The organism is Aulosira sp. FACHB-615 (assembly GCF_014698045.1).
GTDB lineage: Bacteria > Cyanobacteriota > Cyanobacteriia > Cyanobacteriales > Nostocaceae > Nostoc_B.
Map to the genome: position 1 here is coordinate 376,558 of NZ_JACJSE010000005.1, position 26,939 is coordinate 403,496.

General features: G+C 41.5%; 22 protein-coding genes and 2 tRNA genes. 9 read left to right on the plus strand and 15 right to left on the minus strand.

The window, feature by feature from the left end:
* Positions 1–541: 541 nt before the first annotated feature.
* The 7 genes from H6G77_RS11160 to H6G77_RS11190 form a co-directional block, all read right to left on the minus strand.
* Positions 542–1,363, minus strand: a complete 822-nt coding sequence (locus H6G77_RS11160; protein ID WP_190590426.1) for an NADPH-dependent oxidoreductase — start codon at positions 1,361–1,363, stop codon at positions 542–544.
* A 48-nt stretch (positions 1,364–1,411) separates the two neighbouring features.
* Positions 1,412–2,533, minus strand: coding sequence for a sulfonate ABC transporter substrate-binding protein (locus tag H6G77_RS11165; RefSeq protein ID WP_190590425.1), 1,122 nt, complete (start codon positions 2,531–2,533; stop codon positions 1,412–1,414).
* A 125-nt stretch (positions 2,534–2,658) separates the two neighbouring features.
* The gene (locus tag H6G77_RS11170; protein WP_190871588.1) at positions 2,659–2,913 is read right to left on the minus strand and encodes an RRXRR domain-containing protein; all 255 of its coding nucleotides are present in this window, start codon (positions 2,911–2,913) and stop codon (positions 2,659–2,661) included.
* A gap of 559 nt (positions 2,914–3,472) precedes the next feature.
* The gene (locus H6G77_RS11175) at positions 3,473–4,258 is read right to left on the minus strand and encodes a DUF5331 domain-containing protein (protein WP_190871589.1); all 786 of its coding nucleotides are present in this window, start codon (positions 4,256–4,258) and stop codon (positions 3,473–3,475) included.
* 474 nt (positions 4,259–4,732) lie between these two features.
* Positions 4,733–5,068: a ferredoxin gene (locus H6G77_RS11180; RefSeq protein WP_190871590.1), complete on the minus strand. Its 336-nt coding sequence runs from the start codon at positions 5,066–5,068 to the stop codon at positions 4,733–4,735.
* 110 nt (positions 5,069–5,178) lie between these two features.
* Positions 5,179–6,156: a cysteine synthase A gene (locus H6G77_RS11185; RefSeq protein ID WP_190590421.1), complete on the minus strand. Its 978-nt coding sequence runs from the start codon at positions 6,154–6,156 to the stop codon at positions 5,179–5,181.
* Positions 6,157–6,395: 239 nt separating this feature from the next.
* Positions 6,396–6,746 carry a YkgJ family cysteine cluster protein gene (locus H6G77_RS11190; RefSeq protein WP_190590420.1) on the minus strand — a complete coding sequence of 117 codons (351 nt, stop codon included), beginning with the start codon at positions 6,744–6,746 and terminating at the stop codon, positions 6,396–6,398.
* Between the two features lie 130 nt (positions 6,747–6,876).
* Here H6G77_RS11190 and psb30 point away from each other — a divergent pair, with 130 nt between their 5' ends.
* On the plus strand, positions 6,877–7,011 hold the full coding sequence (psb30, locus tag H6G77_RS11195; RefSeq protein ID WP_062296431.1) for a photosystem II reaction center protein Ycf12/Psb30: 135 nt from the start codon (positions 6,877–6,879) through the stop codon (positions 7,009–7,011).
* Positions 7,012–7,128: 117 nt separating this feature from the next.
* Here psb30 and H6G77_RS11200 read toward each other — a convergent pair whose 3' ends face one another.
* The 4 genes from H6G77_RS11200 to H6G77_RS11215 form a co-directional block, all read right to left on the minus strand.
* A complete protein-coding gene (locus tag H6G77_RS11200; protein ID WP_190871591.1) occupies positions 7,129–9,348 on the minus strand; it encodes a DHH family phosphoesterase in 2,220 nt (739 codons plus the stop codon).
* A gap of 246 nt (positions 9,349–9,594) precedes the next feature.
* Positions 9,595–9,996, minus strand: a complete 402-nt coding sequence (locus H6G77_RS11205) for a salt stress protein, Slr1339 family (RefSeq protein ID WP_190588299.1) — start codon at positions 9,994–9,996, stop codon at positions 9,595–9,597.
* Positions 9,997–10,096: 100 nt separating this feature from the next.
* Positions 10,097–10,702, minus strand: a complete 606-nt coding sequence (locus tag H6G77_RS11210) for a VWA domain-containing protein (protein WP_190871592.1) — start codon at positions 10,700–10,702, stop codon at positions 10,097–10,099.
* 94 nt (positions 10,703–10,796) lie between these two features.
* Positions 10,797–11,402 (minus strand): VWA domain-containing protein, encoded by a 606-nt coding sequence (locus H6G77_RS11215; protein WP_190588297.1) that lies wholly within the window; start codon positions 11,400–11,402, stop codon positions 10,797–10,799.
* A 522-nt stretch (positions 11,403–11,924) separates the two neighbouring features.
* On the opposite strand from H6G77_RS11215, the gene H6G77_RS11220 reads away from it, so the two are divergent.
* On the plus strand, positions 11,925–12,278 hold the full coding sequence (locus tag H6G77_RS11220; protein ID WP_190871593.1) for a hypothetical protein: 354 nt from the start codon (positions 11,925–11,927) through the stop codon (positions 12,276–12,278).
* A gap of 226 nt (positions 12,279–12,504) precedes the next feature.
* Positions 12,505–13,659 (plus strand): cupin domain-containing protein, encoded by a 1,155-nt coding sequence (locus H6G77_RS11225; protein WP_190871594.1) that lies wholly within the window; start codon positions 12,505–12,507, stop codon positions 13,657–13,659.
* A gap of 86 nt (positions 13,660–13,745) precedes the next feature.
* On the opposite strand, the gene H6G77_RS11230 is transcribed toward H6G77_RS11225, so the two are convergent.
* Positions 13,746–15,062 (minus strand): Tudor-knot domain-containing protein, encoded by a 1,317-nt coding sequence (locus H6G77_RS11230; protein WP_190588294.1) that lies wholly within the window; start codon positions 15,060–15,062, stop codon positions 13,746–13,748.
* A gap of 155 nt (positions 15,063–15,217) precedes the next feature.
* Here H6G77_RS11230 and H6G77_RS11235 point away from each other — a divergent pair, with 155 nt between their 5' ends.
* Positions 15,218–16,057 carry a Uma2 family endonuclease gene (locus tag H6G77_RS11235; RefSeq protein ID WP_190871595.1) on the plus strand — a complete coding sequence of 280 codons (840 nt, stop codon included), beginning with the start codon at positions 15,218–15,220 and terminating at the stop codon, positions 16,055–16,057.
* Positions 16,058–16,258: 201 nt separating this feature from the next.
* Here the strand turns inward: H6G77_RS11235 and H6G77_RS11240 are convergent, their stop codons facing one another.
* Complete coding sequence (locus H6G77_RS11240) at positions 16,259–17,383, minus strand: site-2 protease family protein (protein WP_190668851.1); 1,125 nt, start codon at positions 17,381–17,383, stop codon at positions 16,259–16,261.
* A 240-nt stretch (positions 17,384–17,623) separates the two neighbouring features.
* Positions 17,624–19,258 carry a citramalate synthase gene (gene cimA / locus H6G77_RS11245; protein ID WP_190668151.1) on the minus strand — a complete coding sequence of 545 codons (1,635 nt, stop codon included), beginning with the start codon at positions 19,256–19,258 and terminating at the stop codon, positions 17,624–17,626.
* A 459-nt stretch (positions 19,259–19,717) separates the two neighbouring features.
* Between cimA and H6G77_RS11250 the strand changes: the two genes are divergently transcribed.
* A complete protein-coding gene (locus H6G77_RS11250; protein WP_190588290.1) occupies positions 19,718–20,185 on the plus strand; it encodes a hypothetical protein in 468 nt (155 codons plus the stop codon).
* A 197-nt stretch (positions 20,186–20,382) separates the two neighbouring features.
* Positions 20,383–22,359 (plus strand): glycine oxidase ThiO, encoded by a 1,977-nt coding sequence (gene thiO, locus H6G77_RS11255; protein ID WP_190871596.1) that lies wholly within the window; start codon positions 20,383–20,385, stop codon positions 22,357–22,359.
* A gap of 422 nt (positions 22,360–22,781) precedes the next feature.
* Here the strand turns inward: thiO and H6G77_RS11260 are convergent, their stop codons facing one another.
* Positions 22,782–23,726, minus strand: a complete 945-nt coding sequence (locus H6G77_RS11260) for a hypothetical protein (protein WP_190588288.1) — start codon at positions 23,724–23,726, stop codon at positions 22,782–22,784.
* 411 nt (positions 23,727–24,137) lie between these two features.
* Between H6G77_RS11260 and H6G77_RS11265 the strand changes: the two genes are divergently transcribed.
* From H6G77_RS11265 to H6G77_RS11275, 3 genes are all read left to right on the plus strand, one after another.
* Positions 24,138–24,207, plus strand: a tRNA-Asp gene (locus H6G77_RS11265).
* A 2-nt stretch (positions 24,208–24,209) separates the two neighbouring features.
* Positions 24,210–24,284, plus strand: a tRNA-Met gene (locus H6G77_RS11270).
* A gap of 438 nt (positions 24,285–24,722) precedes the next feature.
* On the plus strand, positions 24,723–25,763 hold the full coding sequence (locus H6G77_RS11275; RefSeq protein ID WP_190871597.1) for a reverse transcriptase family protein: 1,041 nt from the start codon (positions 24,723–24,725) through the stop codon (positions 25,761–25,763).
* Positions 25,764–26,939 lie beyond the last annotated feature (1,176 nt).

The following is a 26,939-nucleotide window of genomic DNA, read 5'->3' on the forward strand; positions in this document are numbered from 1 at the left end:
TTTCATCTCACTGCTTAATACCAATTCGCAATGACGCTCGCTAACGCAATTAAAAAATCTAGCTCCAGTAAGACTTTCCTGATTTCTATCTGTCGCATTCTTTTCTTAAATTGGTATAGTGCCATCTCACTTTCAAAATGATAGAGATATACAAGTAGCACCTCGACTTCTCCTGACGGAGACGCTGCGCGAACGCTCGGTACAAGTCGCTCGGCGAACAGAAGCAGAAGTACAGAGGAAGTGATTTGTATCAATAATTTCGTGAATTGGTATAAGTCATAAATTATTTGAATTTAAATTAGGATAAGGTTTCACTTTAGTAAGCGATCGCGCATTTTAAAACCCCTACATTTATATAAATGTAGGGGTTTATCTTCACCAGGACTTACGCATCAAAATTTTCTGTGGGGATTGGGTGTGAGGGTTTTGGATACTTACACCCTTACACCCTTTTATAAAACCTTATTTTTTCGTTTTTTTGCGTAAGTCCTATTCACCTCTGCCTGTTCCTAATATTATTCATTGACTGCTGAATTTTTCTTTATCGCAACTGAAAACCAAGATTATTTAAGGCTTCACGCAGTCGATCGCGTCCTCTTAAAGATTCTACTGTGGCAATGCGCTCTGAAGAATGTTGTGACCAATCCCCAGCAATGTTCATCTGTTGTTCAGTATAAAACTGTTTGATGATGTCGTTGTAGTGGGCGATCGCTTCATCTTGTTCAGCTAATTTATATGTTTCTCGATGCAGCACTGCTGACTGTGGTAGACGTGGTTTGATGGCTGCATTTACTTCGGGGTTGGGATAACCCACACATAAACCAAATACCGCATATACAGATGAAGGTAAGTTGAGGATGCGTGCTACTTCTTCTGGGCGGTTGCGAATCCCACCGATGTATACCGTTCCCAAGCCTAAAGATTCAGCTGCGATCGTGGCGTTTTGAGCAGCTAAGGTAGCATCCACAGTTGCCATAACAAACATTTCTAAATAGTCTAAAGCTTCACGGCTGATACCGCGACTATCGGCAACATAACTCAGTCGCGCCAAGTCTGCTAACCAAACCAAAAATAGCGGTGCTTGTCGAATATGTGCTTGATTACCCGCTAGTTTTGATAGTTCTTCTTTACGTTGGGAATCTTCAACGGCCACTAAACTCCAGGTTTGCAGATTAGAAGATGTCGATGCAGACTGCGCGGCTGTGACTAAAATTTCTAGTGTTCCTGGTGGTAGAGGATCACTGAGATAAGAACGGATGGAACGATGAGATAGTAAGGTTGTCAGTGATTCATTCCAATCAATTTGGGAATTAAAAGGAAGTTCACCATAGCGCGATTGTAAAAGTTCTGTAGGATTGCTCATAGGTAAAGATAGGTGATGTAATTGCAACTTTTCATGACTGAAACGGTGTTACGTCTTGGGTGAAAATGCCGCATATTGTTCTTTGGTTAAAAGTGCATCTCTAACCTTCACCTCTTTAGGAATTAACTTGAGTTGATAATAGGTATCAGCAACTCCTTGTTGTAGATTGATGAGATTGTCATCAATTGGCACTACACCAAAACTACGTCTACTAGTTGCCTTTTTCATTGTTTCTAAGTCAATACCCAATACAGGTGCAAGAGTTTGGGCAACTTCATCTCGATTTTGTGCTGACCATTCTTCTAGTTTTTGAATTTCTTCTAAAATGGCCTTCACACTTTGAGGATTTTCGGTGACAAACTTACGGCTACCGATATAATATCCCCCTTGCTTATTAATGCCTGTGCCGTCAACAAGTACACGAGCATTCGTGGCTTTTTGGGCTGCTGCATAAAACGGGTCCCAAATTACCCAAGCGTCAATACTACCTTTGACAAAAGCTGCTCGTGCATCTGCGGGTGGTAAATATTTTGGCTCAATTTCACTATATTTTACTCCCCCTTTTTCTAGAGCTTGAACTAGTAATAAATGGGCGCTAGAACCTTTTTGAAAGGCGATTTTTTTACCTTTTAGGTCACTCAGTTGCTTAATGGGAGAATTTTCTGGGACAAGAATTGCTGAACCTGCTGGACTAGGTGCAATACCAGCCACATAGGTCAATGCGGCACCTGCGGCTTGAGCAAAGATTGGTGGAGATTCGCCGACATGACCAAAGTCAATACTACCAACATTCATCGCTTCTAGTAGTTGTGGCCCGGCAGGAAATTCAATCCATTCTACAGATTTTCCTTCTGGCGCAAATCGCTTTTCTAACACTCCTTTAGTCTTCAGCAAAATCAGGGATTTTTGATAACCAAATCTGATTACCTTAGCTTCTTGAGGTGCTGAATTGCTAACTGGATTGGCACTAGCATTAGGAGTACTCACATTAGATGGTGATGAGCAAGCTGCAAACAACAAACTCAAACAAAGACCTGTAATGAAAGCTCCAGCTATGGGCAAAGGTGTAGTATGAAAGCGCAATCTGGGAGATTTTTGTAAGGATAGATTGAGAAATTGAATTAGCGATCGCCACCGATCAATTAAGTAGCGAAATATCAAGCTAGTCATGAGAATATTTCTCCAGAGTTTATAAAATACTATAAATCTATAGAGTTACAGTTGTATACTATTAATTCAGGGGAAGTTGACATCATAACCAGGAGTGATAACTTGCATATCTCCCCTGTTTTCTGTTAACGATAACTGCGCTTGCCAAAGGAACTTGTATCCATCCCCGCTTTTTTGTGTTTGGTAACAACAGTACTGAGTTGGAGTTTAAAACCAAGCTGCTCTAGCTGGATTTGCGAAAAAGACTCTTTCAAAATAATTGTGAAGGGATATCTTTGAAAGACAGTTGCTCTTCCTTGAGACAATAATGCTCTGGCATGACTGATGCGTACTGGAGATAGGGGTTGTTGATTAGCATCAAGAATTAAAACTTTAGTCATAAATCAAAAAATATTGTTCGTTCAAGTTACTAAGCGATCGCACTTGCTAATTTCACTGCTGACGAAATAGCGATCACAACCTTTGCTGTTCATAAGAAAGATGAGAGCCTAGAGATTAACTCCAGTACTCTCCTATAATTACCGCCCATTTAGCTGTGATATCGTGTCCTTAAACATCGGTTTATCGAGCGATTTACCGTTGTTTAGAGTACAAACAAAACCTAACACAGACAAATTAAAAAAGCAAGCTGATTGCTAGAGCCTTTTGCAAAGAATGGGTGTAGGGGCAAAATCAAGTCAAAAGTCAAAAGTTAAAAGTCAAAAATTCTCTGACTTTTGACTTCTCCGTAGGGGTATAGGTGTTCAAAACCCTGACACCCTTATACCCATTCTTCACAGACAATCTTTGTTCCCAATTCCTATTGCACCAACTTACTGAGTCAAACTTCATCTCCTCCCTTGTCTCCCTTGTCTCCCCTGTCCCCTCTTCCCCTGCTCCCTGCCCCTCTGCCTACACAGTGATAGTATATTTTTTAAGTTGGAAGTCCCTAATTGCTTTTCACCCTCTACCTTGACAAAATTCATCTACCCAAGAAGCTAGACTACGGGCATGAGTATGAGTCAAAGGCTGAGTTTTTAAATTTTGTAGTGATTTGCCATTAGTAGACACTTCAGTAGTCTCAATCAAAGATGGTGCGGTTTTCGTCTGACTTTTTACTGCTGTTTGGCGAGAAACTACAATGCTTCTGGGCATTAGTTTGCCATAATTAGGAAGTTCCACTGCTAGGGCGACAGTTTTACCATTGTTAGGAACTGTTGTAGCCAAGGCTAAAGCTGAGATTGGTTTATTTTGGCGTGATTTATGAGAAGATTTGAGGCTCACGTTAGTCGCAACTGCAAAGGCTGGTAAGGGTTGGTGCGCCTGTGGCGAGTCAGAAGTGATGTTTTCGGGATGTTGGATGGTAGCTGGAGATTGAGGAATGATATCGTTAGCTGTAGCGAGCGATCGCACCGGTTGTTCCTCAAGCGATTTATTTTCAGCAAACTCTTTTATCGGCGCAGCTTCATCTAAGTTTGTTAAACGCAACTCCTCATCAGGATTAAAATTCAGCCCCAAAGCTGTCACTATATCATCAGGATTATTATTCAGATCCATCATAAAACTCAGCATCTGCTCAAACTCTGGTTCTAGAACAGATAAAGTCGCCAAAATAAAGCCAGATGATGGTCTTCGCAGGCCATGATAATTTCCCCAAACTCGCATTTTCACTAGCCAGGGACGATTTTGTTGATAGTAACCCAGCCACTTCATTTTTAATGATTGACGTAGCTGCTGAATATTCATCGGATGCCTCACTTGAGTCAACAATAGAGCAGACCTGGTTGTTTGTAATTACAGCAGAATTCAGAAGTCAGAAGTCAGAAGTCAGAAGTCAGAAGTCAGAATGATAATAGACTTTTTACCTAGCTTTGAGGACACAATTGTGTACTTCACTCACTGAAAATTTGCTGTAGATTTATTCATCTCTTGCATCTAGACCCGACTAATGGAATTCACGGCTATACAAACTAGCAATGTGCGACTTATTCTTGAAACCCCTCTCCAAACCTCTCTCCGCTTCGGGGAGAGGCTTTGAATCTTGCCCCCCCTTCCCTACGAGGGAAGGGGTTGGGGGTTAGGTTTGAGAGAAAGTTGCACACCACCTAAACTAATACAAAATTAAGGATTTAGAACCCGCGCAGGTGGTCACTGAGCTTGTCGAAGTGCGGGTTTTGTTTGTGTAGCCGCGACTTCAGTCGCTTGGCGCAAGATATTTATTTATCCTTGAGGATGAAACCGATAATAAAGCATCTGTTTGACTCTTTCACCACAGCGTAGATGTTGTTCTACGAATAGAGGTACTTCATCGGCTTGCACACCGCTATACCAAACCATATCCGGTAGAACCAACACCATCGGCCCGTTACCGCATTGTCCCAAACAACTACTAGCTGTTACAGTCACATCTGCGGGGGCTGGTAAATTTGCCAAAGCTTCTAAAACCTTAGCTGCGCCTTGCTTTTTACAGGTGCGATTTTGGCACACCCGCACACACCTGTGAGTAGATGCTTGACTACTAGCCCCTGAATTTGATGGTTGAGTGATGTTTGTCATTTGTCAATAGTCATTTGTCAATAGTCAATAGTCATCAGTCAACTGGAGATGTCCATTGACTATTGACTAGTCCGCGCAGGTAATCACTGAGCTTGTCAAACTATTTCCTGTTAATAATTTACTGATAGTCCTTTAGAAGCCAGCCAATCACGGTTAAATATGCGTGACTGATAGCGGGAACCACTATCACAAAGAATGGTGACAATGGTGTGTCCAGGGCCTAATTGTTTTGCCAAAGCAACAGCCGCCGCCACATTAATACCTGTCGAACCACCCATCAAGAGGCCATCTTTTCGTAGCAATTGGTAAACGACACGCAAAGCTTCTGTGTCATCGATTTGAATGGCATCATCAGCAGGTGCGCCTTCCATATTGGCTGTGATTCGACTGTTACCAATGCCTTCAGTAATAGAATTACCTTCTAAATGGATTTCGCCAGTTTTGATATAGCTATAAAGTCCACTACCTAGAGGATCGGCAACAACACATTTAATCGCCGGATTTTGTTCTTTCAGGTACAATGCCACACCAGCAAAGGTTCCACCTGTACCAGTTGCAGCCACCCATCCGTCTATTTTACCATCTGTCTGTGTCCAAATTTCTGGGCCTGTAGTTTCGTAGTGGGCGCGGCGATTCGCTAAATTATCAAACTGATTTGCCCAAATGGCGTTATCTAATTCTGCGGCAACTCTACCAGATAGCTTGACATAGTTATTCGGGTCTTTATAAGGAACGGCAGGGACTGGTCGAACTTCCGCACCTAACGCTGTGAGTGCATCGATTTTTTCTTGGGACTGAGTATTAGGAATAATGATTAGGCATTTGTAGCCTTTAGCGTTGCAAATATGCGCCAGTCCAATACCAGTGTTACCTGCGGTTCCTTCCACTACAGTACCACCGGGTTTGAGTAAACCTTTTTCTTCTGCATCTTCAATAATATACAGTGCGGCTCGGTCTTTGACTGAACCACCAGGGTTGAGAAACTCGGCTTTAGCCAGAATTTCGCATCCTGTTTCTTCACTAAAACTGTTTAACCGAATCAGGGGTGTATTACCTACAGTACCAATGAAGCCGTTTTTGATGTCCATGTTCAATCTTCTCGAATTCTCGCCTATAAGAATTTTGGCTTATTGCGGCTGTCAGATTTACGGTTTGTGTATAGATTTTCTGCTAAATCAACTACCAAATTTTAATGTTTGATACTCACCCACGAAATAGGGCTTGCTGAAAAAGATGTTAGGTTGGGTGGAGCCATAGCGAAACCCAACAATATCGAGTTTTAAGAGCTAAAAAAGATGTTGTAGATTAGAATCAACTTCACATAAGTTTAAATCCCCACGGCTTTGTCGAAGCGCAGCATTTCTAAAGAGCGATCGCCATATACCCCTTCAATCTGTTGGCGACAGCAATCTATGGCAAAATCATTCAGTTCTTCTGGTTCAATGCCATACATATCTTGAAATGATTCGACTTCTACACGGCAAAAACGCGGGCGGTTGGGGTAAATCTGGCATTCTCTCGTGGTATGGTCGAAATTAATACACCAACCATCTTCGCCTACCATACTCAGGTACAGTTCCAACTCTTCCGGCGCGAGATATTCGTCTAGGTCGGGACGATCGCTAGGGTCGAGATTGCAGCAGGCTCCACATTGCTTGACACATTGCCAGTTTGCCATTTTGTGTTTTTTCCTATAATTTTGTTAAGTAAATTAAAAATCACACACCGTTCCCGGATATGATCAATTGCGGGTTTTGCAACTGATTGATTATCGAACTTTTTAAGACAATTGGGAGGAAAGAGAAAAAATGTTAGACGGTATTATTAGCACTTTCACCAGCATCAACTGGGAAGTTATTTTCCAACTGCTTTCTGTTGCATTAATTGTCATTGCTGGCCCTGCTGTAATTTTTGTATTGGCTTTTCGCAACGGCAACCTGTAAGAGTGTAAAGTGCTGAGTGCTGAGTGCTGAGTGAAACATCAGTATTCATGACTCAGCATTTACAGTATATAAAAGTAATAAAATATACTATTGAATTCTAAAAGCCACGGATAAACACTATCGTAATTCTGGATTCTGAATTCTGACTCCTGAATTCTGCTGTATGTATGATAATGCTTGTAACGCTGCTTGAATAATGGAATCATACTGCGGTTGAGACACATCAACCTCTATTGCTGCTTCACGACTGGTTCCCAACAAGCCGATTGTGCGTTCTGGCTGCATAACTAGGATTTTGCCTTCAGAATTTTTGATTCTGAGTTCTGGGAAGGAATTATTTTGATAAATGCCACAAGTATACTGCCGTTGATTGTACTCAAAAGTGGCTTTGAGTGGGTTAGGTGAGGCAGTGTAAAAGATTTGAGATGAGGCTTTTGTTAATCTCACGCCGACTAATTCTAACTCGATGGTAGTATTGCCGTTAAAAGTGTTTTCGCGCAACTTGTAAGCAATATCCACTCGTTGCGGTAAAGGATAATAATCACGCCAACGCCAAGCGATCGCTTTAATTGTATATTGCTTGTCATCAATAGTTTGGGCTAATGTCACTTTAATATGACCTTTGCCTATGGTTTGCTGTTCAATAACTTGGACATTTGCAGTCCAAAAAACTGGGTCGGGGTTATCGATACCGCAAGGATGCAACGCATTTAATTGCTGGAACAATTGGTGATTGATTTGGTTAAAGTTAGCTTGAGCATCTATTTTGAGCAGTGGCTTGAGGTGTTGCGGTTCTAGACACTGGTTAGCAAAATCAATTAAACGCGATCGCACCAATTCTAAATTTTCTGTTGGTAAAGAAAATCCACCCGCCGCTTTGTGACCGCCAAATTTGCCTAACAAGTCCCGACAATATTCCAAGGCTTCAAACACATGAAATTCAGGTATACCCCGCGCCGAACCACGGATGTGTGTTTCATCTTCATAAGTTCCAATAAATACAGGCACACCATAACGTTCCACCAAGCGAGAGGCGACAATCCCTATCACCCCATGATGCCATTCAGGTTGGATAACCAGTAATAATCGGTCTTGTGGTAAAGAGGCGATAAATTCTGATTCGACATAGGCGATCGCTTCTTGTTCAATTTCCTCGCACATTTGCTGACGGCTGGTGTTCGTTTGCTCACACTGCATTGCTCTTGTCAGTGCAACTCCCATATCATCGGTAGTCAGCAAATCAATCACCGTCTGCGGATCACCAATTCTACCAACTGCATTAATCCGGGGGCCGAGACGAAAGCCGATATCTTCTGGTTTGAGGGATTTGGGGGGAGGAGAGGGGGGAGACAAGGGAGAGGGGGTAGACAAGGGAGAGGGGGTAGACAAGGTAGCTATATTTCCCTCTTGTCCACTTTGTCCCCCTTGTCCCCCTTGTCCCCCTTGTCCACCTTGTCTACCTTTTCCGTCATGCTTCGCTTGCACGCCGGCTATTTGAATTAAGGCTTGCACACCTGGTAACTTAGATTTAGGCAGATGCTTCAAACCACGTTTTACCCAACGACGATTGACACCAGTTAAAGGCGCTAAATCTGCAATGGTTCCCAGGGTGAATAATTCTAGCATTGGCTGAATTAAGCCTCTAGTTTCGCCTAGCTGTTGTGCGAGACATACTGCCAGAATATAGGCTACACCTACACCAGCCACACCACGATAAGGTGAAGATTCGGCGATGAGTTTGGGGTTGAGGATAGCATCGGCTGGGGGTAATTGTTGCGGGATGTCGTGGTGGTCGGTGACAATGACTTTTACGCCGAGTTCTCTGGCTCTAGCGATGGGTTCATAAGCAGAGATACCATTATCTACAGTGAGAATGAGCTTGACACCTTCGCTGTGAAATTCTTCAACGATGCGTTTGTTAATACCGTAACCTTCGTGCATCCGACTAGGGATAGCATAATCTACCCGTGCGCCCAAAGCTCGGAGACTCCGCAATAATAATGCAGTGCTAGTCATACCATCTGCATCATAGTCGCCACAGATAGCGATTTTACTTTGAGATGCGATCGCCTCGTGCAGTAACTCCACACTCATCGCCAAATCAGGAAACTCTTCTAAAGGCGGAGGTAAAACTATTGATTCTGGTTCTAAAAATGCTTGTGCTTGTGCTGGTGTTTCAATACCACGATTAATTAATAACTGGCTGATGATGGGAGAAAGATTGATAGAAACTGCCAGTTTTTCAGCTAAATCTGTTTTTTGTGGGTAAATTTGCCAACGCTGATTCGGTAAGCGCCTGCGAATTTGTGAACGTTCAGGTAAAGGTCGGTTCAGCACAATCAAAGCAAATATAATCTAATCGCAAAATCTATATTAGCGACTAATTGCATATTAAGTACATCTGCTTTTGCAAGATGACATATAGCAGTTTGGATATTCATGAAATATTGTAGAGACGTTATATGTAACATCTCTACATAGTTGCGGGTTCTGCACTTATATAGCAGTAGCCGAGTTGGTTAGGACATCGATAAATCATACAATTTAGACACCACGAAGCTTTTAACACCGTCACTTTTCTATTTAATTAGTCTGTAAATATTCAACTGCTGCGGCTAATTTTGAGGGGTAGGCTTCAGCAAATTTTTCAAACCATAATCCTTCGGGAGAGAAAGGATCTAATTTATCTAACCATTCTTTGGCTTGTTTTTGTAAAAGTTCTAGTTGTTGAGCTTTGATTTGTTCTTGGCGGATGCGTTCTTGTTCTAGTTCCTGCTGTCTTTGCAATTCTTCAGCTGCGGCTTGCGCTTCGATATCGGCTTTTACATCCGCCAAAATATTATCGATAATCGACTGTGACTTAGATGGCGGTGTAGAAATGAATGGTGGAACTATGTCGGGTTTTGGCTGTTGCGGTGTAGGCGCAGGTTTGGCGGGATCATATTCCGCTTTGATTTGAGCTAATAGTTTATCAATAGAGTCCATCTTTGTTACTTTTATGTGTGAGCGATCGCTAAAATGAAAGTTAACCGCAGATGCACAAGGATGCACGCGGATAAAATAATCATAATGCTGAATTGTGAGCCTAATCGTTAATAGCGTTGAGCAACACTTCAGACAAACTTAAATCTTCCATATCTTCCATTGTAATGGTGTCACAAATATCGAATTTTGCCCCAGCACCTTGCAGTTCATCATCTAATACTTTCAGAAACCGAGTTGCTTGGGGATCTGTGCCAACTTGAATAAAGGAAATTGCAAGTTCTTCATCTTTATCCATCCGCCGCGAAGCTTCGATTATGACTCGCATTACTGCTTTGCGATCATCGGGTTCACCATCAGTTACTACTAAAATTGTGTCGCCATTCGGCTTTGTTTTACCAGCCGCTTTGCGTTGAAAATAATCATCAGTGGCGTGTTTTAATACTGCGGCTAAATCGGTTGTTCCTGATGGATCATTTTCTTGGAAGATTTGGGTAACTTTACTCGCAGTTACATTGTCATAACGCTTAAATCTTCCCGAAAATACATACAAAGTAATTCCATCAGGGTCAAATTGTTCACACTTACTAGCTAAAGCCAAAGTAGATTCTTGGGCTGCAATCCAACGGCTTCTTCCACCTTTTTGGTCTTGGGTTGCCATGCTGCCACTTTTGTCAATAATTAGAGTATAGTCGCGGCTGTCTAGCATAATTAATTTCTCCAATTAGTTATTAGTCATTTGTTATTAGTCATTGGTCATCTGGCAAAAATCAGAAATTTACTAATCATTGACTATTAACAACTCAATCGGTAATTGCATTCATCAAGACATCAGCAAGACTCATTTCTTCTAAATCATCTAAAGTGATGGTGTCGCAGATATCGAATTTTGCACCGACACCTTGTAATTGATCATCTAAAGCTTTAAGAAACTTTGTAGCTTGGGCATCTGAACCTACTTGAATCAGAGAAATGGCTAATTCTTCATCTCGCTCCAATTGACGAGAGGCTTGGATAATTACTTCAAAGACAGCTTTGCGATCGTCAGGTTCACCATCAGTAATTACTAATATTGTTTCACCGTTGGGTTTAGTTTTACCTGCTGCTTTACGTTGAAAATAATTATTGGTTGCATCCAGGAGTACAGCCGCTAGGTTGGTAGTACCAGCAGGGTCGTTTTCTTGAAAAATCTGTGTAACTTTGGCTGAGGTCACATCGTCGTAACGCTTGAATCTGCCAGAAAATACATATACAGTGATCCCGTCTGGGTCAAATTGTTCGCATTTGCGTGCTAAAGCTAAAGTAGACTCTTGGGCTATCTCCCATCTACTTCTACCGCCTGCCTGATCAGGTGTAGACATACTACCGCTTTTGTCTAGGATTAATGTATAGTCGCGATCGCTCATCATATTTTCCTTGTAAATTGTTCTGTTGTGCTACTAGTCTAGTCTACGAGTCTTGTGACTCGGCAAGCCTTTTAGGTATAAATTAACAGAATTACTAAATATTATAAATAATGTAATTTTGAAAACTCAGTATTCGTTGATTGCCAGAATTCCAGGTTACTCCGGTGTATTCTCATTTGAGCAAGTACAGATGAAATTCAGTATTGTTTAGTAGAAGTTTGCAATGACTAAAATCATCTATCTCTGGGATAGTAAATTACATCTCGCACCTGGGCTAAATGCGGATAAATTATCTCATCTTGTGCTATTGAAATGAAATATCTATATCACAGAGTTGATGAGAATCTTCTCACCAATTATTCATGTTTTTTTCATCCATAAGTTCAAGTATAGACATTAAGGAAGAAACAAGGAATTTCAGCTTGCTTTCTGACTACTAGTACAGGTCTGTGGAAATAAATTTTTTTATTTCAGACTTCAGCCTTTTTGTACTAGTCTATCTTGTACTTAATAGTAGAGTTGCACATGAATCCTAAAATTATTCTTGGTTTACTTGTTGGTGCTAGTTTCGGCTTGTTTTTACCTGTAGGAAGTCAATCGGTTCAGGCTGCTAGTCTTGCATCACTATCTGAGTTAAAACCTACATCTTCCATTGAATTTGGTGTAGTTGACCTAGCAGGTAGCGAATCTGCTGAACTAATCTTAGCGGATAATAGTGAGCGCAGACGCAACCGTAACCGCAGTAGTAACAGTAATAGCAATAGCAACAGCAACAGCAATAGCAATAGCAATAGCAATAGCAACAGCAATAGCAATAGCAATAGCAATAGCAATAGCAATAGCAACAGTGATAGTGGAGATGATGATGATGATGATTAGAATTTGGAGCTAAAAAGCTCATCATCATGAGAGTGTTTGAGAATTAAAGTTCTGAGTTTGACAGTCTTACAAGGGGCATTAATTGATATAGCCATCCTAAATAGTTTACCAATATCTCTATTTTTTCTTTTGTTTACATATCAAATAGGGATGCTATACGATGCCCCTTTTTTATTAATAAATAAATTGATGAATCGAAAGCAGCTTTTGACAATATTCATCTGATATGAAAAATTTACAAGAACTACTAGCAGACTTTCCAGTAGATAAATTTTTTACGGAGTTCTGGACAAAAAAAGCAATTCATATTTCAAGTGACAATTCTCAAAGATGGCAAAAAATTTTTTCGTGGCAAGATTTAAATGAATTACTGAATTATCACAAACTCAAAGAACCAGATTTACGCTTTTCGATGAATGGTAAATCTCTCCCAGAGACACGGAATCGGCAAGAGTGGAGCGATCGCCTGCGTCAAGGCGCTACACTAATTATCAATGGTGTACATCATCGAATACCGGCTGTCGCTGAACTCGCAGCAAATATGCGCCATGAAATTGGCTATGAAACCCACGTTAATTTATATTGTTCGCCAGCCAAACAGCAAGGGTTTGATTGTCACTACGACACTCATGATGTCTTTATTTTGCAAATTGAGGGTGAAAAACAATGGTTTGTTTATGAACCAACAGTTTTATATCCTACCGCAGATATGCCATCATCAAAACAGCAGCAACCACAACAGCCGCCTTATTTAGAATGTGTGTTGCAGGCTGGAGATTTATTGTACATCCCTAAAGGACATTGGCACTATGCTGTGGCTTGCGAACAGCCATCTCTTCATCTGACTGTTGGGATTGAATGTCAAACAGGACTTGATTGGCTTGATTGGCTGATCAAAGATTTATGTGAAAATGTCAGTTGGCGGCAAAGTTTACCCGCGATCGCTAATAGCAATACAAATGTGATAGAACAACAGTTAAGTGTATTGCGTCAGCATTTAATTGCGACTTTACAGCAACCTGATATTTTCCAAAGATATATAGAATCGTTAAATTATCAACATCAACCGCAGCTATTAGTTAGTTTACCCGCTCAAATGGGAAATAATATTTTTCCGAATTTATTTACAACTCAGTTTATTTGGTCGCCACTACACAGGATTCGGATTAAACAAATTGATGATGGACAATATCAAGTGCGCGTTGGTTCTAAACAAATTGACCTTAAAGCCATACCAGAAAACTTAGTAGAAAATTTATTTAATTGTGATGAATTTAGCTTATTTGATATTGCTGACTGGTCGCCAGATTTGGATTTAGAAGGTGACATTATTCCCCTAATTACACGTCTTGTAACTGAAGGAATTTTGTTAGTTAAGTAAAACCCAAAACCATTTAGAGACGTTACATGTAACGTCTCTAAATTTACCGCTTGGTGAGTGTAGCCGAACCGCTACCTCCTGCTGTATTAGCAAATTTCTTCTAAATTAAGCCACTCATCATAAGATGAGTCATAACCAACATAATGCACAAAGTATTGCTGACCGCGAATTTCTTCAATTGTGGCAGTATACCATTCTTCGTTTTCATCATCCCAGCATTTGACTTTTTGACCTACAGCAAATCCATTATCATCAGATGATTCAATGTCACGAATCCGAACATCTTGTTCACCAACCCACTCATCAGAAGATGAACCATAGCCAATGTAATTGATAAAGAATTGGTCGTCTTTAATTTTCTGAATTGTGGCTTTATACCATTCTTCGTCTTCTTCGTCCCAGACTTCTACGGTGCTATTTACTGCATACTGGCTGGTATCTGATTTAGATTTGGTTGCAGATGCGGTATCTTGTTTTTGTGGTTTTTTGGCTTCTTCGGCGATTTCGGCTTTGACTAGAGGGTGAGCTTGTAAAATGATGGTGCGGGCAACAGATTGAATACCCGTATGCTCAAAATAATTTGTAGTTTGATCTAAGACTGCGGCTACAAAGTCTAAATTATCGTCAGCAATCTGCACAAAACTACTCAAACCACTAGCAACTGATTGTGGTGTGATTCCAGTCTTGGCGACAAGGCCATTCATCCAGCCTTGGACTGAGTTAAAGGCTTGGGAAAGAAAACCAACTTTATCAGCCGGGCTATTTCCAGGTAAAGAACTATTAACAGCTTGGAATACAGGGTTTTGAGCGATCGCATCACTAGCATTAGCACCACCAATAATTTCCTGAATTTTAATCAGAAAGTCGGGGCCTAAAGGTAAAATACCATCGATACATACCAAAGCTGCCATCCGCATCAAGGAAGCATTTTGATAGTTATTCGCTAATGTATTGGCAAATTCTTGGGGGTTCGGTTGGGGAATCCCGTTGATTTTACAGAAGGCGATAATTTCGACAGCAATCTTGAGAACTAAGTCAATTGTTTGGGTGACATCGGCTTTAGGGGTAATGTTATTCAAAAAAGAGAGAAAACTAATTTTTTCGCCCACTTTGTTAGCTAAAGCCGCAGTTCCCATTGCTGCATCGGCTTTGTCGATGATTTGATACAGTTTGACAGCCGCTTGATAACCGTTTTGTGGATCTAAGTATATGCGATCGGCGCGATCGCGGATTCTTTGAATCACATTCGCATCAGTTTCGCCAGTAATCGCACGCACAGTATTATCAAATCCCACCAAATTATCCCATTGTCCCGGCGCTACATAATCCAGGGCTTTGAGAACTTTGACTGTAATATTGTCGCTGGGTAACTCATCAACTAACTGAACAATGGATTTATCCATGAGAAGTCCTTGTGAAACAAAACCTTAATTGCTAGAGTTCCCTAACTAGAGATAAAAGTAACTTTCTTGGGACTGGGTGTAGGGGTAAGCTATCAAAAAAGCACTGTAAAATATTTGCATAAGCTTCTAAATCCACAAGCGACATTTTATCTATCATGGTTCTAGCCGCACCTCAGCGCCAAAACCCTGTTGTCACTTGGGAAAAACTCCCAGATGATTTTATTCTGCCCGATGATCCAGTGGAAAATATTCAACAGCCTTTTTTAGCAGCAGCTTTAACAGAAGCACTAGCTACAGCCAATCGCATTCAACCAGAAATGCTAGTTGCATCTAACTTTGGCATCGTTGCTAGTATTAATCAAAAAACCGTTGTTAAAGCACCTGATTGGCTATATATACCCCATGTTTCACCAGTGGGTACAGGTGTGATTCGGCGCAGCTATACACCCAACATCGAAGGTGAAAATGTGGCTGTGGTGATGGAATTTTTATCAGATACCGATAACGGCGAATATTCAATTCGTCCCACCTTTCCCTATGGGAAACTCTATTTTTACGAACAAATATTACAAGTTCCCGTTTATGTAATTTTTAATCCTTACGAAGTCAGCTTAGAAGTTCTGCGTCTGGAAAATGGGCGATACGTTGTGCAGCAACCAACAGAATCAGGACAATTTTGGATTCCTGAATTGGACTTGTTTTTAGGAATTTGGCGCGGAACTCGCTTAGGGATGAATATTTATTGGTTGCGATGGTGGGATGAAGCAGGTAATTTGTTGCTGTGGAGTTCCGAACAAGCCGAAAAAGAACGCCAACGCGCCGAACAAGAACATCAGCGTGCAGAACAAGAACATCAGCGTGCGGAACAAGAACATCAGCGTGCGGAACAAGAACGCCAACGCGCCGATGATGCGATCGCACAATTGGAAATTGAACGTCAGCGTCAAGCAGCTTTACTAGCAAAACTACGAGAATTGGGCATAGATGCAGAGTGATATCGTGTCTAGTAAAAGATTTATCATCCAGGCCGCAGGGGTGCAGGGGGAGTGTGGGGAGAGAGGGGAGTGTGGGGGGAAAGATTTCTTCACCATCCTCCCACACCTCCCACACCTCCCACACCTCCCACACCTCCCACAAAAAAACTCCCTCAGATGAACTGAAGGAGGTGTGAGAAGGAGTCTTTAGTGATGAAACATTTATGCGGGGTTAGTTAAAGCTTGTCCTTGCAAAAGTTGAATAATTGCTGCTTTTTCTAAAATCCCCACGAGTACGCCATTTTCTCGAATGACAGCTAAAGCCGAGAGTTTTTGTTGTTCTAGTAGCTGGATGACTTCTAAGAGGGGTTGATCTGATTTTACTGTGGTGGATGCAGCAACTGGGCGCATGATTTCTTTAACTTGAGTTTCTGTCCACAGAGTTGTCGGAATTTTTCGCAAGTCATCGAGTGTAACCGCACCAACTAATTGTTCTGCATCATCTGTCACTAAGAAGCGTTTCCAGTCTTGTTTGTGCAGAATTTGTTCATCAGCAAATTCTCTCAGGCTGAGGTTTGCAGAAATGATTGGGCTATTGCTGTTGACAGCATCTGCGGCTGTTAAACCATCAAGTTTTGCTTGGACTCTAGCAAATTGGGCTGCATTTCCAGCATTTTGTAACAGGAAGAAGCCGATTAATAAATTCCAGAAGTTAGCTACACTGCCAAAAAATACCAGTGGCAGTATACCAGAAGCGATCGCCACCCAACCAAACACCTGTCCAACTCGGCTGGCGAAGGTCACACCTTTGTAGGGATTACCTGTGATTTTCCACACCAGAGCTTTGAGGACATTACCACCATCCAAAGGTAAGCCAGGAATCAAGTTAAACAGTGCTAAAGCCAAGTTAACGGAAGCTAAAACACCAAGAACTGCTGCTAGTGGCCCCGATACAGGCGTTGTCACACCAATTACTGTGACGATGCCACACAATAATAAACTGACTAACGGCCCAGCGATCGCAATCCAAAAAGCTCCGGCTGGCGTTTTCGATTCTTTTTCTAAGTTCGCCAAACCACCAAAGATAAACAATGTGATGGATTTAACATCAATTCCTTGGCGCAAAGCGACAAAACTATGTCCTAATTCATGGGCGACGACAGAAGCAAACAATAACAGCGCCGTCATCAATCCTAGTAGCAACGCTAACCCCCCAGATAGATAGGGAAACTGGGCTGAAAGTCCACTACTATAGCTCCAGGTTACTAAGCCAAAAACCAAAAACCATGACGGATGGATGTAAAACGGAATCCCGAAGAGATTACCAACGCGAATTGTGCCATTCATGTCGTTCACCTTTGAAAGCTGCCGAGAGATTTAATTTTTCCTCTCGATGTATTTAGTGTAACGAAACGTAACAAATATTAAAATCAATCAAGAGTTGTGCTTACCGTCCTGAAAGGTGCGGTTTACCAATTTTGGATTCTGCCTCCTGAATTGAAAGAGGGTGTAAGGGTATGGGAGTGTAGGGTAAGGATATCTTTCATCTATGACTGTGAAATTTTTTCATCGGGACTGCCCTAATCTCTAAGCCTTTACTGCGGCTTCGGCTTGGGAATGTAATAACAAACCATATTCCAAACCCTCAACCACTGCTTGATAAGAAGCCGCCAAGATATTTGTCGAAACGCCGATAGTTGTCCAGCGTTGATGACCATTACCTGATTCTACTAAGGCTCTGGTTTTGGCAGCTGTGCCGGCGTGTCCGTCGAGAATCCGCACTTTGTAATCTGTCAATTCAAAGCTGGCGAGTTGGGGATAAAAATTGACTAAAGCTTTGCGTAAGGCACTATCTAATGCTGCAACGGGGCCGTTACCTTCAGCAGCTTCTAAGATATTCTGACCGTTAACAGCGACTTTGACGGTGGCTAAAGCACTGCTGGTTTCTTTCCCTTCTACCAAGTCACAGTGTACTTGAAAGCCTTTGACCTCAAAAAATTCTTGCCGCGCCCCTAACGCTTCATACATTAACAGGGCAAAACTCGCTTCGGCGGCTTCAAATTGATAACCTTGACTTTCTAATTGTTTGAGGCGTTGAAGAATTTGTTTTGCTTCTGGTGTTTGCTTATCTAATTCAATGCCAAAGGTGCGGGCTTTGGCTAAGACATTACTCAGTCCTGCTTGTTCCGAAATGACTATCCGCCGACGGTTCCCGACGGTTTCTGGCTGGATGTGTTCGTAAGTCAGGGGGTTACGTTGCACTGCGGAAACATGGACACCGCCTTTATGGGCAAAAGCCGAACGTCCGACAAATGGCGCGTGTTCATCAGGCGCAAGATTGACTACTTCACTGACAAAACGGCTGGCTTCTGTGACTTGAGTAAGCTGGTGTTCTGTGATACAGCTATAACCCATTTTTAGCTGTAAGTTGGGAATTAAAGAACAAAGGTTGGCATTGCCACAGCGTTCACCATATCCATTTATTGTTCCTTGTACCATTGTTGCCCCCGCCATGACGGCAGCTAGGGCATTAGCTACGGCTAGATCACAATCGTTATGCGTGTGGATGCCGATTTGGGGAGTTGTCATTGTTTTTTGACAAGTGACAGATAACAAATGACTTTTAACAGTTGTCACACTTTCGCTGACTTCATGAGGCAAAGTTCCGCCATTGGTATCACATAAAACTAACCATTCTGCGCCAGATGCGATCGCTGCCTCTAAGGTTTGTAAAGCATAATCTCGATTATGTTTGTAACCATCAAACCAATGTTCGGCATCGTAAATCACGCGCCGCCCATGTGAGCGAAAATACTCGATAGTGTCGCGGATCATGGCCAAATTTTCTTCTAAAGTTGTCTTGAGACCTTCGGTAACGTGTAAATCCCAAGATTTGCCAAAAATTGTCACCCACCGAGAACCCGCAGTTAAAATTGCTTGCAACATTGGTTCAGCCGCAGCCACAGTATTGGGGCGACGTGTAGAACAAAATGCCACAATTTCTGCTTGTTTGAGCGGATCTTCTTGGAGTTGCCAGAAAAACTGAACATCCTTGGGGTTAGCGCCAGGCCAACCACCTTCAATGAAGGGAATACCCAGTTGGTCTAATCTTTTAGCAATGCGTAGCTTGTCTTCAATAGACACTGATAGCCCTTCGCATTGAGTGCCATCCCGTAATGTTGTGTCATAAAGCCAAATTTGAGGAGAGGGATTTGTGGTCATAAGACAAGATCATGCGAGACAACTGTAGAGGAAATGTGCCAATATACTACAAAAAGCCGGTTCGTTAATTTAAATATGCCCAAAGTACTAACACAGGGTACGAACAATACGTTGGTCTGGCGCTGTATTCCATACTGGATGCAGTTAAATTAAGGCTTGTATGAAGAATTTGGGTTTTAAGTTACGAAAAGTTTTGCAACAAAATCGTGTTGACCTCTAAAATGGCGGTGCAGAAACAAAAAACAGTCAGTTAGTTAGTAGTGATGGTATGAGTGTGATCGATCAAGTGATGTATTGACTGTGAATTAGCGTCACAAAAGCAGCGATCGCTTCTTTCCCATTCTCCTACAATAGACCTGCATTTAGCCGATCAGACAGAGGATTTTACGGATTATTGGATCAGGGATATCGAATAAGAAAGGAAATCAAAAGGTTAGGTTACACAAGGAGAAAAACAATATGGGTAGATGGACACCGCTTATTCTCATGGGTGGAGGCTTGGCAATTTTATTAGGTACATTGCTAGGCATTAACTTTCCAATGGGTGGAGGGCAACAAACTGCCAGTAATAATGCTCCCGGCGGCAAAACCTCGCGCGTTCTCCCAGCTAATATTAATGTTAATAGCACTGCCCCCAGCAGAGGTAGCCGTGGCTTAAGCGAAGACAGAGCCAGCACTCCTCAAGAAGATAATGTTCCCACAGAAGCTAGAGGCAGCAGAAGCGTTAGACAAGAAAATTTAAACACCAACACAACTGAGCGCCGCACCAGCGTTGCTCAAAATACAACTCCCAGCGAATCATTTTCAACTCCTGACAATACATCAGAGCCAACTACGAGAGAAGTACAATCAACCGAAAGTCAGTCAACTGATACAACCACCAGTGAGAATGAGTCTACTAGAGAGCCAATTCGGGCTTTGTGGTAGGAAGAGACGAGGGAGACAAGGGAGACGAGGAAGAAATCTTTCTACCTTGTCTACCCCCTCTACCTTGTCTACTCCCTTTCAGCACTCAGCACTCAAAACTCAGCACTCAAAACTAGTCATTGGTTACAAGTTATTAGTTATAAGTTATGTAGTTGTGTACTAATGATCAATGGCTAATAACCAATGACTAATGACTAATGACTAGCGATGTTTTAATTATTGGTGGCGGTGTTATTGGCTTGGCGATCGCCGTCGAACTTAAATTGCGCGGGACAAATGTCACCGTGCTTTGTCGTGATTTCCAGGCTGCTGCTACTTATGCTGCTGCTGGCATGTTAGCACCAGATGCAGAAATTATCCAAGATGAGATGATGGGGAAGTTGTGCAGGCGATCGCGTGCCTTATACCCAGAATGGACAAGCAAACTTGAAGATTTAACAGGGATTAATCCTGGTTACTGGGCTTGTGGCATTCTTGCGCCTGTTTATCAACCACCAAAGTCTGCTGCGGCTGGTGATTCACCTGCTTATTGGTTAGATCAAACCGCCATTCATCAATATCAGCCAGGGTTGAGTAATGATGTCATCGGTGGCTGGTGGTATCCTGAAGATGCTCAAGTTGATAATCGAGCATTAGCCCAAGCACTCAGAACTGCGGCTCAATCCCTCGGCATTGAAATCAAAGATAACATCACAGTTGCAGGATTAATCCAACAGCAAGGACAAGTCATCGGCGTACAAACCAACCAAGGCGTAATTCGTGCCGGTCACTATGTTTTAGCGGCTGGTGCTTGGTCTAGTGAATTGTTACCTTTGCCTGTAACTCCCCGCAAAGGGCAAATGTTGAGTATTCGCTTACCTGACTTTGTGCCGGAATTGCCTTTGCGACGGGTGTTATTTGGCGAAAATATTTACATCGTACCCCGGCGCGATCGCTCGATTATTTTGGGTGCGACTAGCGAAGATGTGGGTTTTACACCAAATAACACCCCCGCAGGTATCCAATCTTTACTTCAGCAAGCGATTCGCCTCTATCCCCAATTACAAGATTATTCCATTCAAGAATTTTGGTGGGGTTTTCGTCCGGCTACCCCAGATGAATTACCAATTCTCGGTACTAGCCACTGTGCAAACTTGACTTTGACTACAGGTCATTATCGCAACGGCATTTTACTAGCGCCTGTGACAGCAGCCTTAATTGCTGATTTAATCTGTGAACAAAAATCAGATTCTTTATTGTCACATTTCCATTATTCTCGGTTTCATACCCAGCCATCTACCGCCCCTATGCTCACTCACTCTGCCAATTTTACCAACGGCGATCGCCCCTCCCCCCTCCCAAATTCCAAATTACTGAATGCAGTCGAAGTCAACTCACCGCTTCCCGACTCCCCCCTTGTAATTGCAGGTAAAACCTTCCAATCTCGCTTGATGACAGGAACCGGTAAATATCGCTCCATTGCAGAAATGCAGCAAAGTATTGTTGCTAGTGGTTGTGAAATTGTCACCGTCGCAGTCCGGCGAGTTCAAACCAAAACCCCAGGACATGAAGGGTTAGCAGAAGCACTGGATTGGTCAAAAATTTGGATGTTGCCGAATACTGCTGGTTGTCAAACTGCCGAAGAAGCAATTCGTGTCGCCCGTTTGGGTCGAGAAATGGCAAAATTGCTAGGGCAGGAAGATAATAATTTTGTGAAATTAGAAGTTATTCCAGATCCCAAATATTTACTCCCTGACCCGATTGGGACACTGCAAGCGGCTGAACAACTTGTAAAAGAAGGGTTTGCGGTATTGCCGTATATCAATGCTGACCCAATGTTAGCCAAACGCTTAGAAGATGTTGGCTGTGCAACAGTCATGCCTTTAGCATCACCCATCGGTTCGGGACAAGGATTAAAAACCACCGCCAATATCCAAATCATTATTGAAAACGCTAAAGTGCCGGTTGTGGTAGATGCAGGTATTGGTTCACCTTCCGAAGCTTCTCAAGCAATGGAATTAGGCGCAGATGCCTTATTAATTAATAGTGCGATCGCTCTAGCCCAAAATGCCCCAGCAATGGCTTACGCAATGAATTTAGCAACCGTCGCTGGTCGTTTAGCATACCTCGCCGGTCGAATGCCCATCAAATCTTATGCTAGTGCTAGTTCACCTGTGACGGGAACTATTAATTAATTCAGATCCCCGACTTTTTAGACGACACAGACTGTATCTTCTAAGAGGATGTTTGAAAAGTATTGGGCGAATAGAATTCGCTACTACACAAGCAAAGTCCACACTTCGACCCTTCTCCTGCCGGAGACGCTACGCGAACGACAAGCTCAGGGCATCGCAAGCTCAGTGACCGCCTACGTGGACTAACACAAAATCAAGGTTTTCAAACCCACCTACGTGGGTTTCGTCTGTGTAGCCGCGATTTCCAATCGCCCGGTGAGTAATAATTTAGACTTTCCAAACATCCTCTAATACCAATTTGAAAAATGATTGCGACAAATGGGTTACTGAAAAGCTCACCAGTAAGCAATTTCCCAATCCAAAATCCAAAATCTAAAATCCAAAATGGTATAAGAAGTCGGGGATCTGTTTGTTCAGTAAACTTATGTCGATTCTGGTAACTGAATGCTCTTTTGTCGAGTACCATACAGTTCTATGAATCGTTTAAACAATAACATTGTTTCATGCTTAGAAGCAGAATTTATATTAAACAAACGCTCGATATTTGTGTCCGCTAAAGCCTGTAAATATGGTAAATCTTCAAAAAGTGTCAAACAAGTGGCGCAGTGTAAAACAAATTGCAATATCGGCTTCGGCCAATCTAAATCACTATAAATATCGATAAATAATTGATGTTCTTTTTCATTTATAGGGAAAGCGTGAAAGAGGACAACGATTCTTTTATCGTTATATGCAGGAATGCTCAGTTCAATAGTATAGGGAGTATGTAAAATTAAATCTACTTCTACTATTGGTTGCCGCCAAAATCTTAACAGATTCATATTTGGTTGCAACATGGTATTAAATTTCAGCACTCCCCCGATATGAGTTGTTTGGAATTGACTGATACTCAAAACCTTTAAACTATTCAGGCTGAATTTATGAACGGTTTCTAAGTGTTTTAAGTTCAGTAGGTGATAGATTTGGCAATAGTAAGGAAAAGGTAAAATATAATCTTGGCTAATCATGTGTCGCTTCTTCAACCTAAGCTTCAGGGCTTGGCTGCGACTGAGATATTCTGCATATTCATTCGGCTCTACATCATTGCTGGTTAAACTTTCCTCTGGTTTTAAATAAATCCAACTCACAAAAAAGAGGCAAGTCATCAATAGTTGCAATATCTCTATTGGTGATAAATTTCCATCTGACAACATCGCAAAACTTCTGTCTGTGATGGCAAATAACCATGATGGAATACCTATCATCCAAACACAACTTTTGATTTGATCTAATGCTAGAGCTATTTCTACTTTTGTTGATGCTTGATTAGAATTATCTGTATCAGTATCATGATTTTTATTTCTGGGTTTCAAGCAATTAACAGACATAGTATTTTAATGAAGAGATTGTTAGTAGATGAATATTTTCAACTACTTGTATCCTAATGATTGAAAATACAGACGTACTCTATCATTAGCTGTAAATATCCGTTAAATATGCCTAAATTCAATTAAAAATAATGTCTGGAGCTAATTAATTTGATAGAGATGAGTACAATTGCCTGTTATTAGTCAGTTAGCTTGTTTTTTCTATTCTAACTACAGTTTTATTGATGCTGCGATCGCCCAAACATAAAAAATAAATTAAATGGCAATTTACGTAAGATAATTTTTTGTGCTACATTGAGTTACAAGGTAATAATACATCTGCTCAACTATGGTTCGGGTTCTGTATACCCGACTGGTGCGCCAACCTCTGGATTGAGTGTATACCGTAGAGCAATGGCTTGTTACTCCATTGATTGATTAGCTCAGTGGTAGAGCATCCGAAGTCCTCGGCTAGTCGTAGGTTCGACTCCTACATCAAACAACCGAAAGTTAGCTCACTGGTAGAGCAATCGACTCATAATCGATGTGTTGCAGGTTCAATTCCTGTACTTTCTCCCACCTTGTCTAGGTTAAAAGACAAATTTGCGGAATAGAGCAGTTGGTTAGCTCGTTGGGGCCTGTCCCCAAAGATCAGTGGTTCAAATCCACTTTCTGCCACCAAAACCCTGTCCGGGTTAAAAGACACTATCCTGTCACGATAGCTAATTGAATTTGAATAAAAACTCTGCATTGTATGTTGACTACTAATATTACCTAGTGATGTTGGTAGTCACAGTTAAGGAGCCTGTGCAAATGTTTTCGCCTTAACTTGAGTATGTCCTTCGTTTACCTCCAGTTTTCTGGAATGGGCAAACTGAACGATATATTTGAGCGTTGCTGTCTTTTTTGAGATTATCTTTGGGTAGTTTCAAGAAAGTAGTAACAATCTTAATCCAGTTTTGGAGATACATTTGCCCGCAACTAAACTGTAAAAACCTACATTTGCAGAGTTTTAAAATGAGTTTTCAAAAGCATACTCAAAACAATATTGAACAGTTAAAAAAATATAATTTAGGTGTCTATGATAATGCCGAGCAGATTGCATCGGCTATGGAAATTAGTATTGATAAACTGCGGTTTCTTACCTTTACTTCTAAAACTTCTCAGATTTCACATTATATTTACTTTAAAACTGCCAAAAAACTTGCAGGCGATCGCATTATTTCTGCACCATTGCCTGATTTAAAACGCGCTCAATACTGGATTTTGCAGAATATCTTACAAAAAATTACCATTCATGACGCTGCACATGGTTTTTGCGGCGATCGCTCCATTATTACTAATGCTAATCCCCATGTTGGTGCAGAAATAATTATTAATATCGACTTGCAAGATTTTTTCTCAGCTATTACATATCAGCGTGTTAAAGGACTATTTCAATCGTTTGGTTATACTTCATCTGTAGCTACAATTTTTGGTTTATTATGTACCGCGCCTGTAGTGGAAGAACACAACTTAGATAATAAAACAGACTTTGTGGAACTTAAGCAACGTCATCTTCCCCAAGGTTCTCCAGCCAGCCCTGCAATTACCAATATTATTTGTCGTAATTTAGATCAGCGTTTGTGTGCGATCGCAGAAAAATTTGGGTTTAGATACACTCGCTATGTTGATGATTTAACATTTTCCGCATCAGGTGAGAATCTGAAACATACCAAAAATATCATCAAGCAAATTCAGTCAATTATCTCTGACGAAGGATTTGCCATCAATCCCGACAAAACCCGCATTTTACGAAACTCTCAACAGCAAGAAGTTACAGGTATTATCGTTAATCAAAAAATTAATGTCCCTCGGAAAAAGTTAAAAAGTTTCCGTGCAACTTTACATCAAATAGAAAATGAAGGCTTAGAAGGTAAGCATTGGGGTAACTCATCCAACCTCATCGCCTCTATCACCGGATTTGCCAACTTTGTCGCAATGGTTAACCCCGAAAAAGGTGCAGAGTTTCAACAACAAATTCAGCGTATTCAAGAAAAATATGGCAAGAATAATTAGCTGGAAACAATAATTGAGCATTGAGCATTGAGCATTGAGCGAAGTCGAAATGCTCAATGCTCAATCAGTTGAAGAGAAGAAAGCTGTAGCGCAGTGTGGATACTTCGACTGCGCTCAGTATCCACACCCGGTAATTTCAAGTTAGGTTTAATTGAGTGCTTCGACCTAATCCTCAATAATTGACAAAAATCTCCCCCTTGTCCCCCTTATCTCCCTTGTCTCTTTTATTCATCCAAACCAGACTGCCACATTATCTTGAGTTACATTAATGAGTGATTAGGAATACATTGTGCCAAGCTCTAGTGTGGGTTCTGTATGCCCAACTGGTACGCCAACCATTGGATTGAACGTATACCGCCGCGCGATATGTAACTAGTCATCAGAAAGTGTACTCCTTTGTGAGCGATCGGTGTATCGCCGATTGATAACAGATAAATTCTGTACTTTCTTCCATCACACTCCGCCTCACGGCACCTTGTTAGGGACAAGGCTATTTCTATTCCGAAAATCGGGAAAAAACAAAGACAGAAAAATCTGCTTTGTTTGGTAAACTCTGCGATGTTGGGGTTCTGCTAACGTTGATTATTCGTAGTCTTCGTTAGTGACAGTAAAGAAGCCAGTGCAATTGTTTTCTCCTTAATTTTGAGTATGTCCCTTCGTTAGTCACATCTAGTTTTCTGGAACTGACAAACTGAACGGCATATTTGAGCGTTGCTGTCTTGCTTGAGATGATCTTTGGGTAGTTTCAAAAAAGTAGCGACAATCTTAATCCAGTTTTAGAGATACATTTGCCCGCAACTAAACTGTAAACACCTACATTTGCAGAGTTTTAAAATGAGTTGTCAAAATCATACTCAAGACAATATTGAACAGTTAAAAAAATCTAATTTATTTGATTCGGACTTACGCAAAAAAACGAAAAAATAAGGTTTTAGTAAAGGGTGCAGGGGTATGAGGGTATAAGTATTCAAAACCCTTTCATCCCATACCATTTCACCCCCACACCCAATCCCCACAGATAATTGTGGTGCGTAAGTCCTGTTGATGATTAGTACAGGTCAGCAGAAATAAAGCACCTATGATCAATTGCCGAACAGCGCACCATCAGGGTTTCTTCATTTCAGACTTCAGTTTTATTTGTACTAGTTGGTGTGGTTTTCTACACCTTGACACAGC

Coding starts and splice junctions, on each gene's coding strand:
- thiO (WP_190871596.1), top strand. CDS start 20,383: ATGACTAGCGATGTTTTAATTATTGGTGGCGGTGTTATTGGCTTGGCG.
- cimA (WP_190668151.1), bottom strand. CDS start 19,258: ATGACCACAAATCCCTCTCCTCAAATTTGGCTTTATGACACAACATTA.
- H6G77_RS11230 (WP_190588294.1), bottom strand. CDS start 15,062: ATGGATAAATCCATTGTTCAGTTAGTTGATGAGTTACCCAGCGACAAT.
- H6G77_RS11210 (WP_190871592.1), bottom strand. CDS start 10,702: ATGCTAGACAGCCGCGACTATACTCTAATTATTGACAAAAGTGGCAGC.
- H6G77_RS11185 (WP_190590421.1), bottom strand. CDS start 6,156: ATGGACATCAAAAACGGCTTCATTGGTACTGTAGGTAATACACCCCTG.
- H6G77_RS11240 (WP_190668851.1), bottom strand. CDS start 17,383: ATGAATGGCACAATTCGCGTTGGTAATCTCTTCGGGATTCCGTTTTAC.
- H6G77_RS11170 (WP_190871588.1), bottom strand. CDS start 2,913: ATGACTAAAGTTTTAATTCTTGATGCTAATCAACAACCCCTATCTCCA.
- H6G77_RS11260 (WP_190588288.1), bottom strand. CDS start 23,726: ATGTCTGTTAATTGCTTGAAACCCAGAAATAAAAATCATGATACTGAT.
- H6G77_RS11225 (WP_190871594.1), top strand. CDS start 12,505: ATGAAAAATTTACAAGAACTACTAGCAGACTTTCCAGTAGATAAATTT.
- psb30 (WP_062296431.1), top strand. CDS start 6,877: ATGTTAGACGGTATTATTAGCACTTTCACCAGCATCAACTGGGAAGTT.
- H6G77_RS11175 (WP_190871589.1), bottom strand. CDS start 4,258: ATGAATATTCAGCAGCTACGTCAATCATTAAAAATGAAGTGGCTGGGT.
- H6G77_RS11275 (WP_190871597.1), top strand. CDS start 24,723: ATGAGTTTTCAAAAGCATACTCAAAACAATATTGAACAGTTAAAAAAA.
- H6G77_RS11235 (WP_190871595.1), top strand. CDS start 15,218: ATGGTTCTAGCCGCACCTCAGCGCCAAAACCCTGTTGTCACTTGGGAA.
- H6G77_RS11180 (WP_190871590.1), bottom strand. CDS start 5,068: ATGACAAACATCACTCAACCATCAAATTCAGGGGCTAGTAGTCAAGCA.
- H6G77_RS11215 (WP_190588297.1), bottom strand. CDS start 11,402: ATGATGAGCGATCGCGACTATACATTAATCCTAGACAAAAGCGGTAGT.
- H6G77_RS11190 (WP_190590420.1), bottom strand. CDS start 6,746: ATGGCAAACTGGCAATGTGTCAAGCAATGTGGAGCCTGCTGCAATCTC.
- H6G77_RS11205 (WP_190588299.1), bottom strand. CDS start 9,996: ATGGACTCTATTGATAAACTATTAGCTCAAATCAAAGCGGAATATGAT.
- H6G77_RS11220 (WP_190871593.1), top strand. CDS start 11,925: ATGAATCCTAAAATTATTCTTGGTTTACTTGTTGGTGCTAGTTTCGGC.
- H6G77_RS11250 (WP_190588290.1), top strand. CDS start 19,718: ATGGGTAGATGGACACCGCTTATTCTCATGGGTGGAGGCTTGGCAATT.
- H6G77_RS11160 (WP_190590426.1), bottom strand. CDS start 1,363: ATGAGCAATCCTACAGAACTTTTACAATCGCGCTATGGTGAACTTCCT.
- H6G77_RS11165 (WP_190590425.1), bottom strand. CDS start 2,533: ATGACTAGCTTGATATTTCGCTACTTAATTGATCGGTGGCGATCGCTA.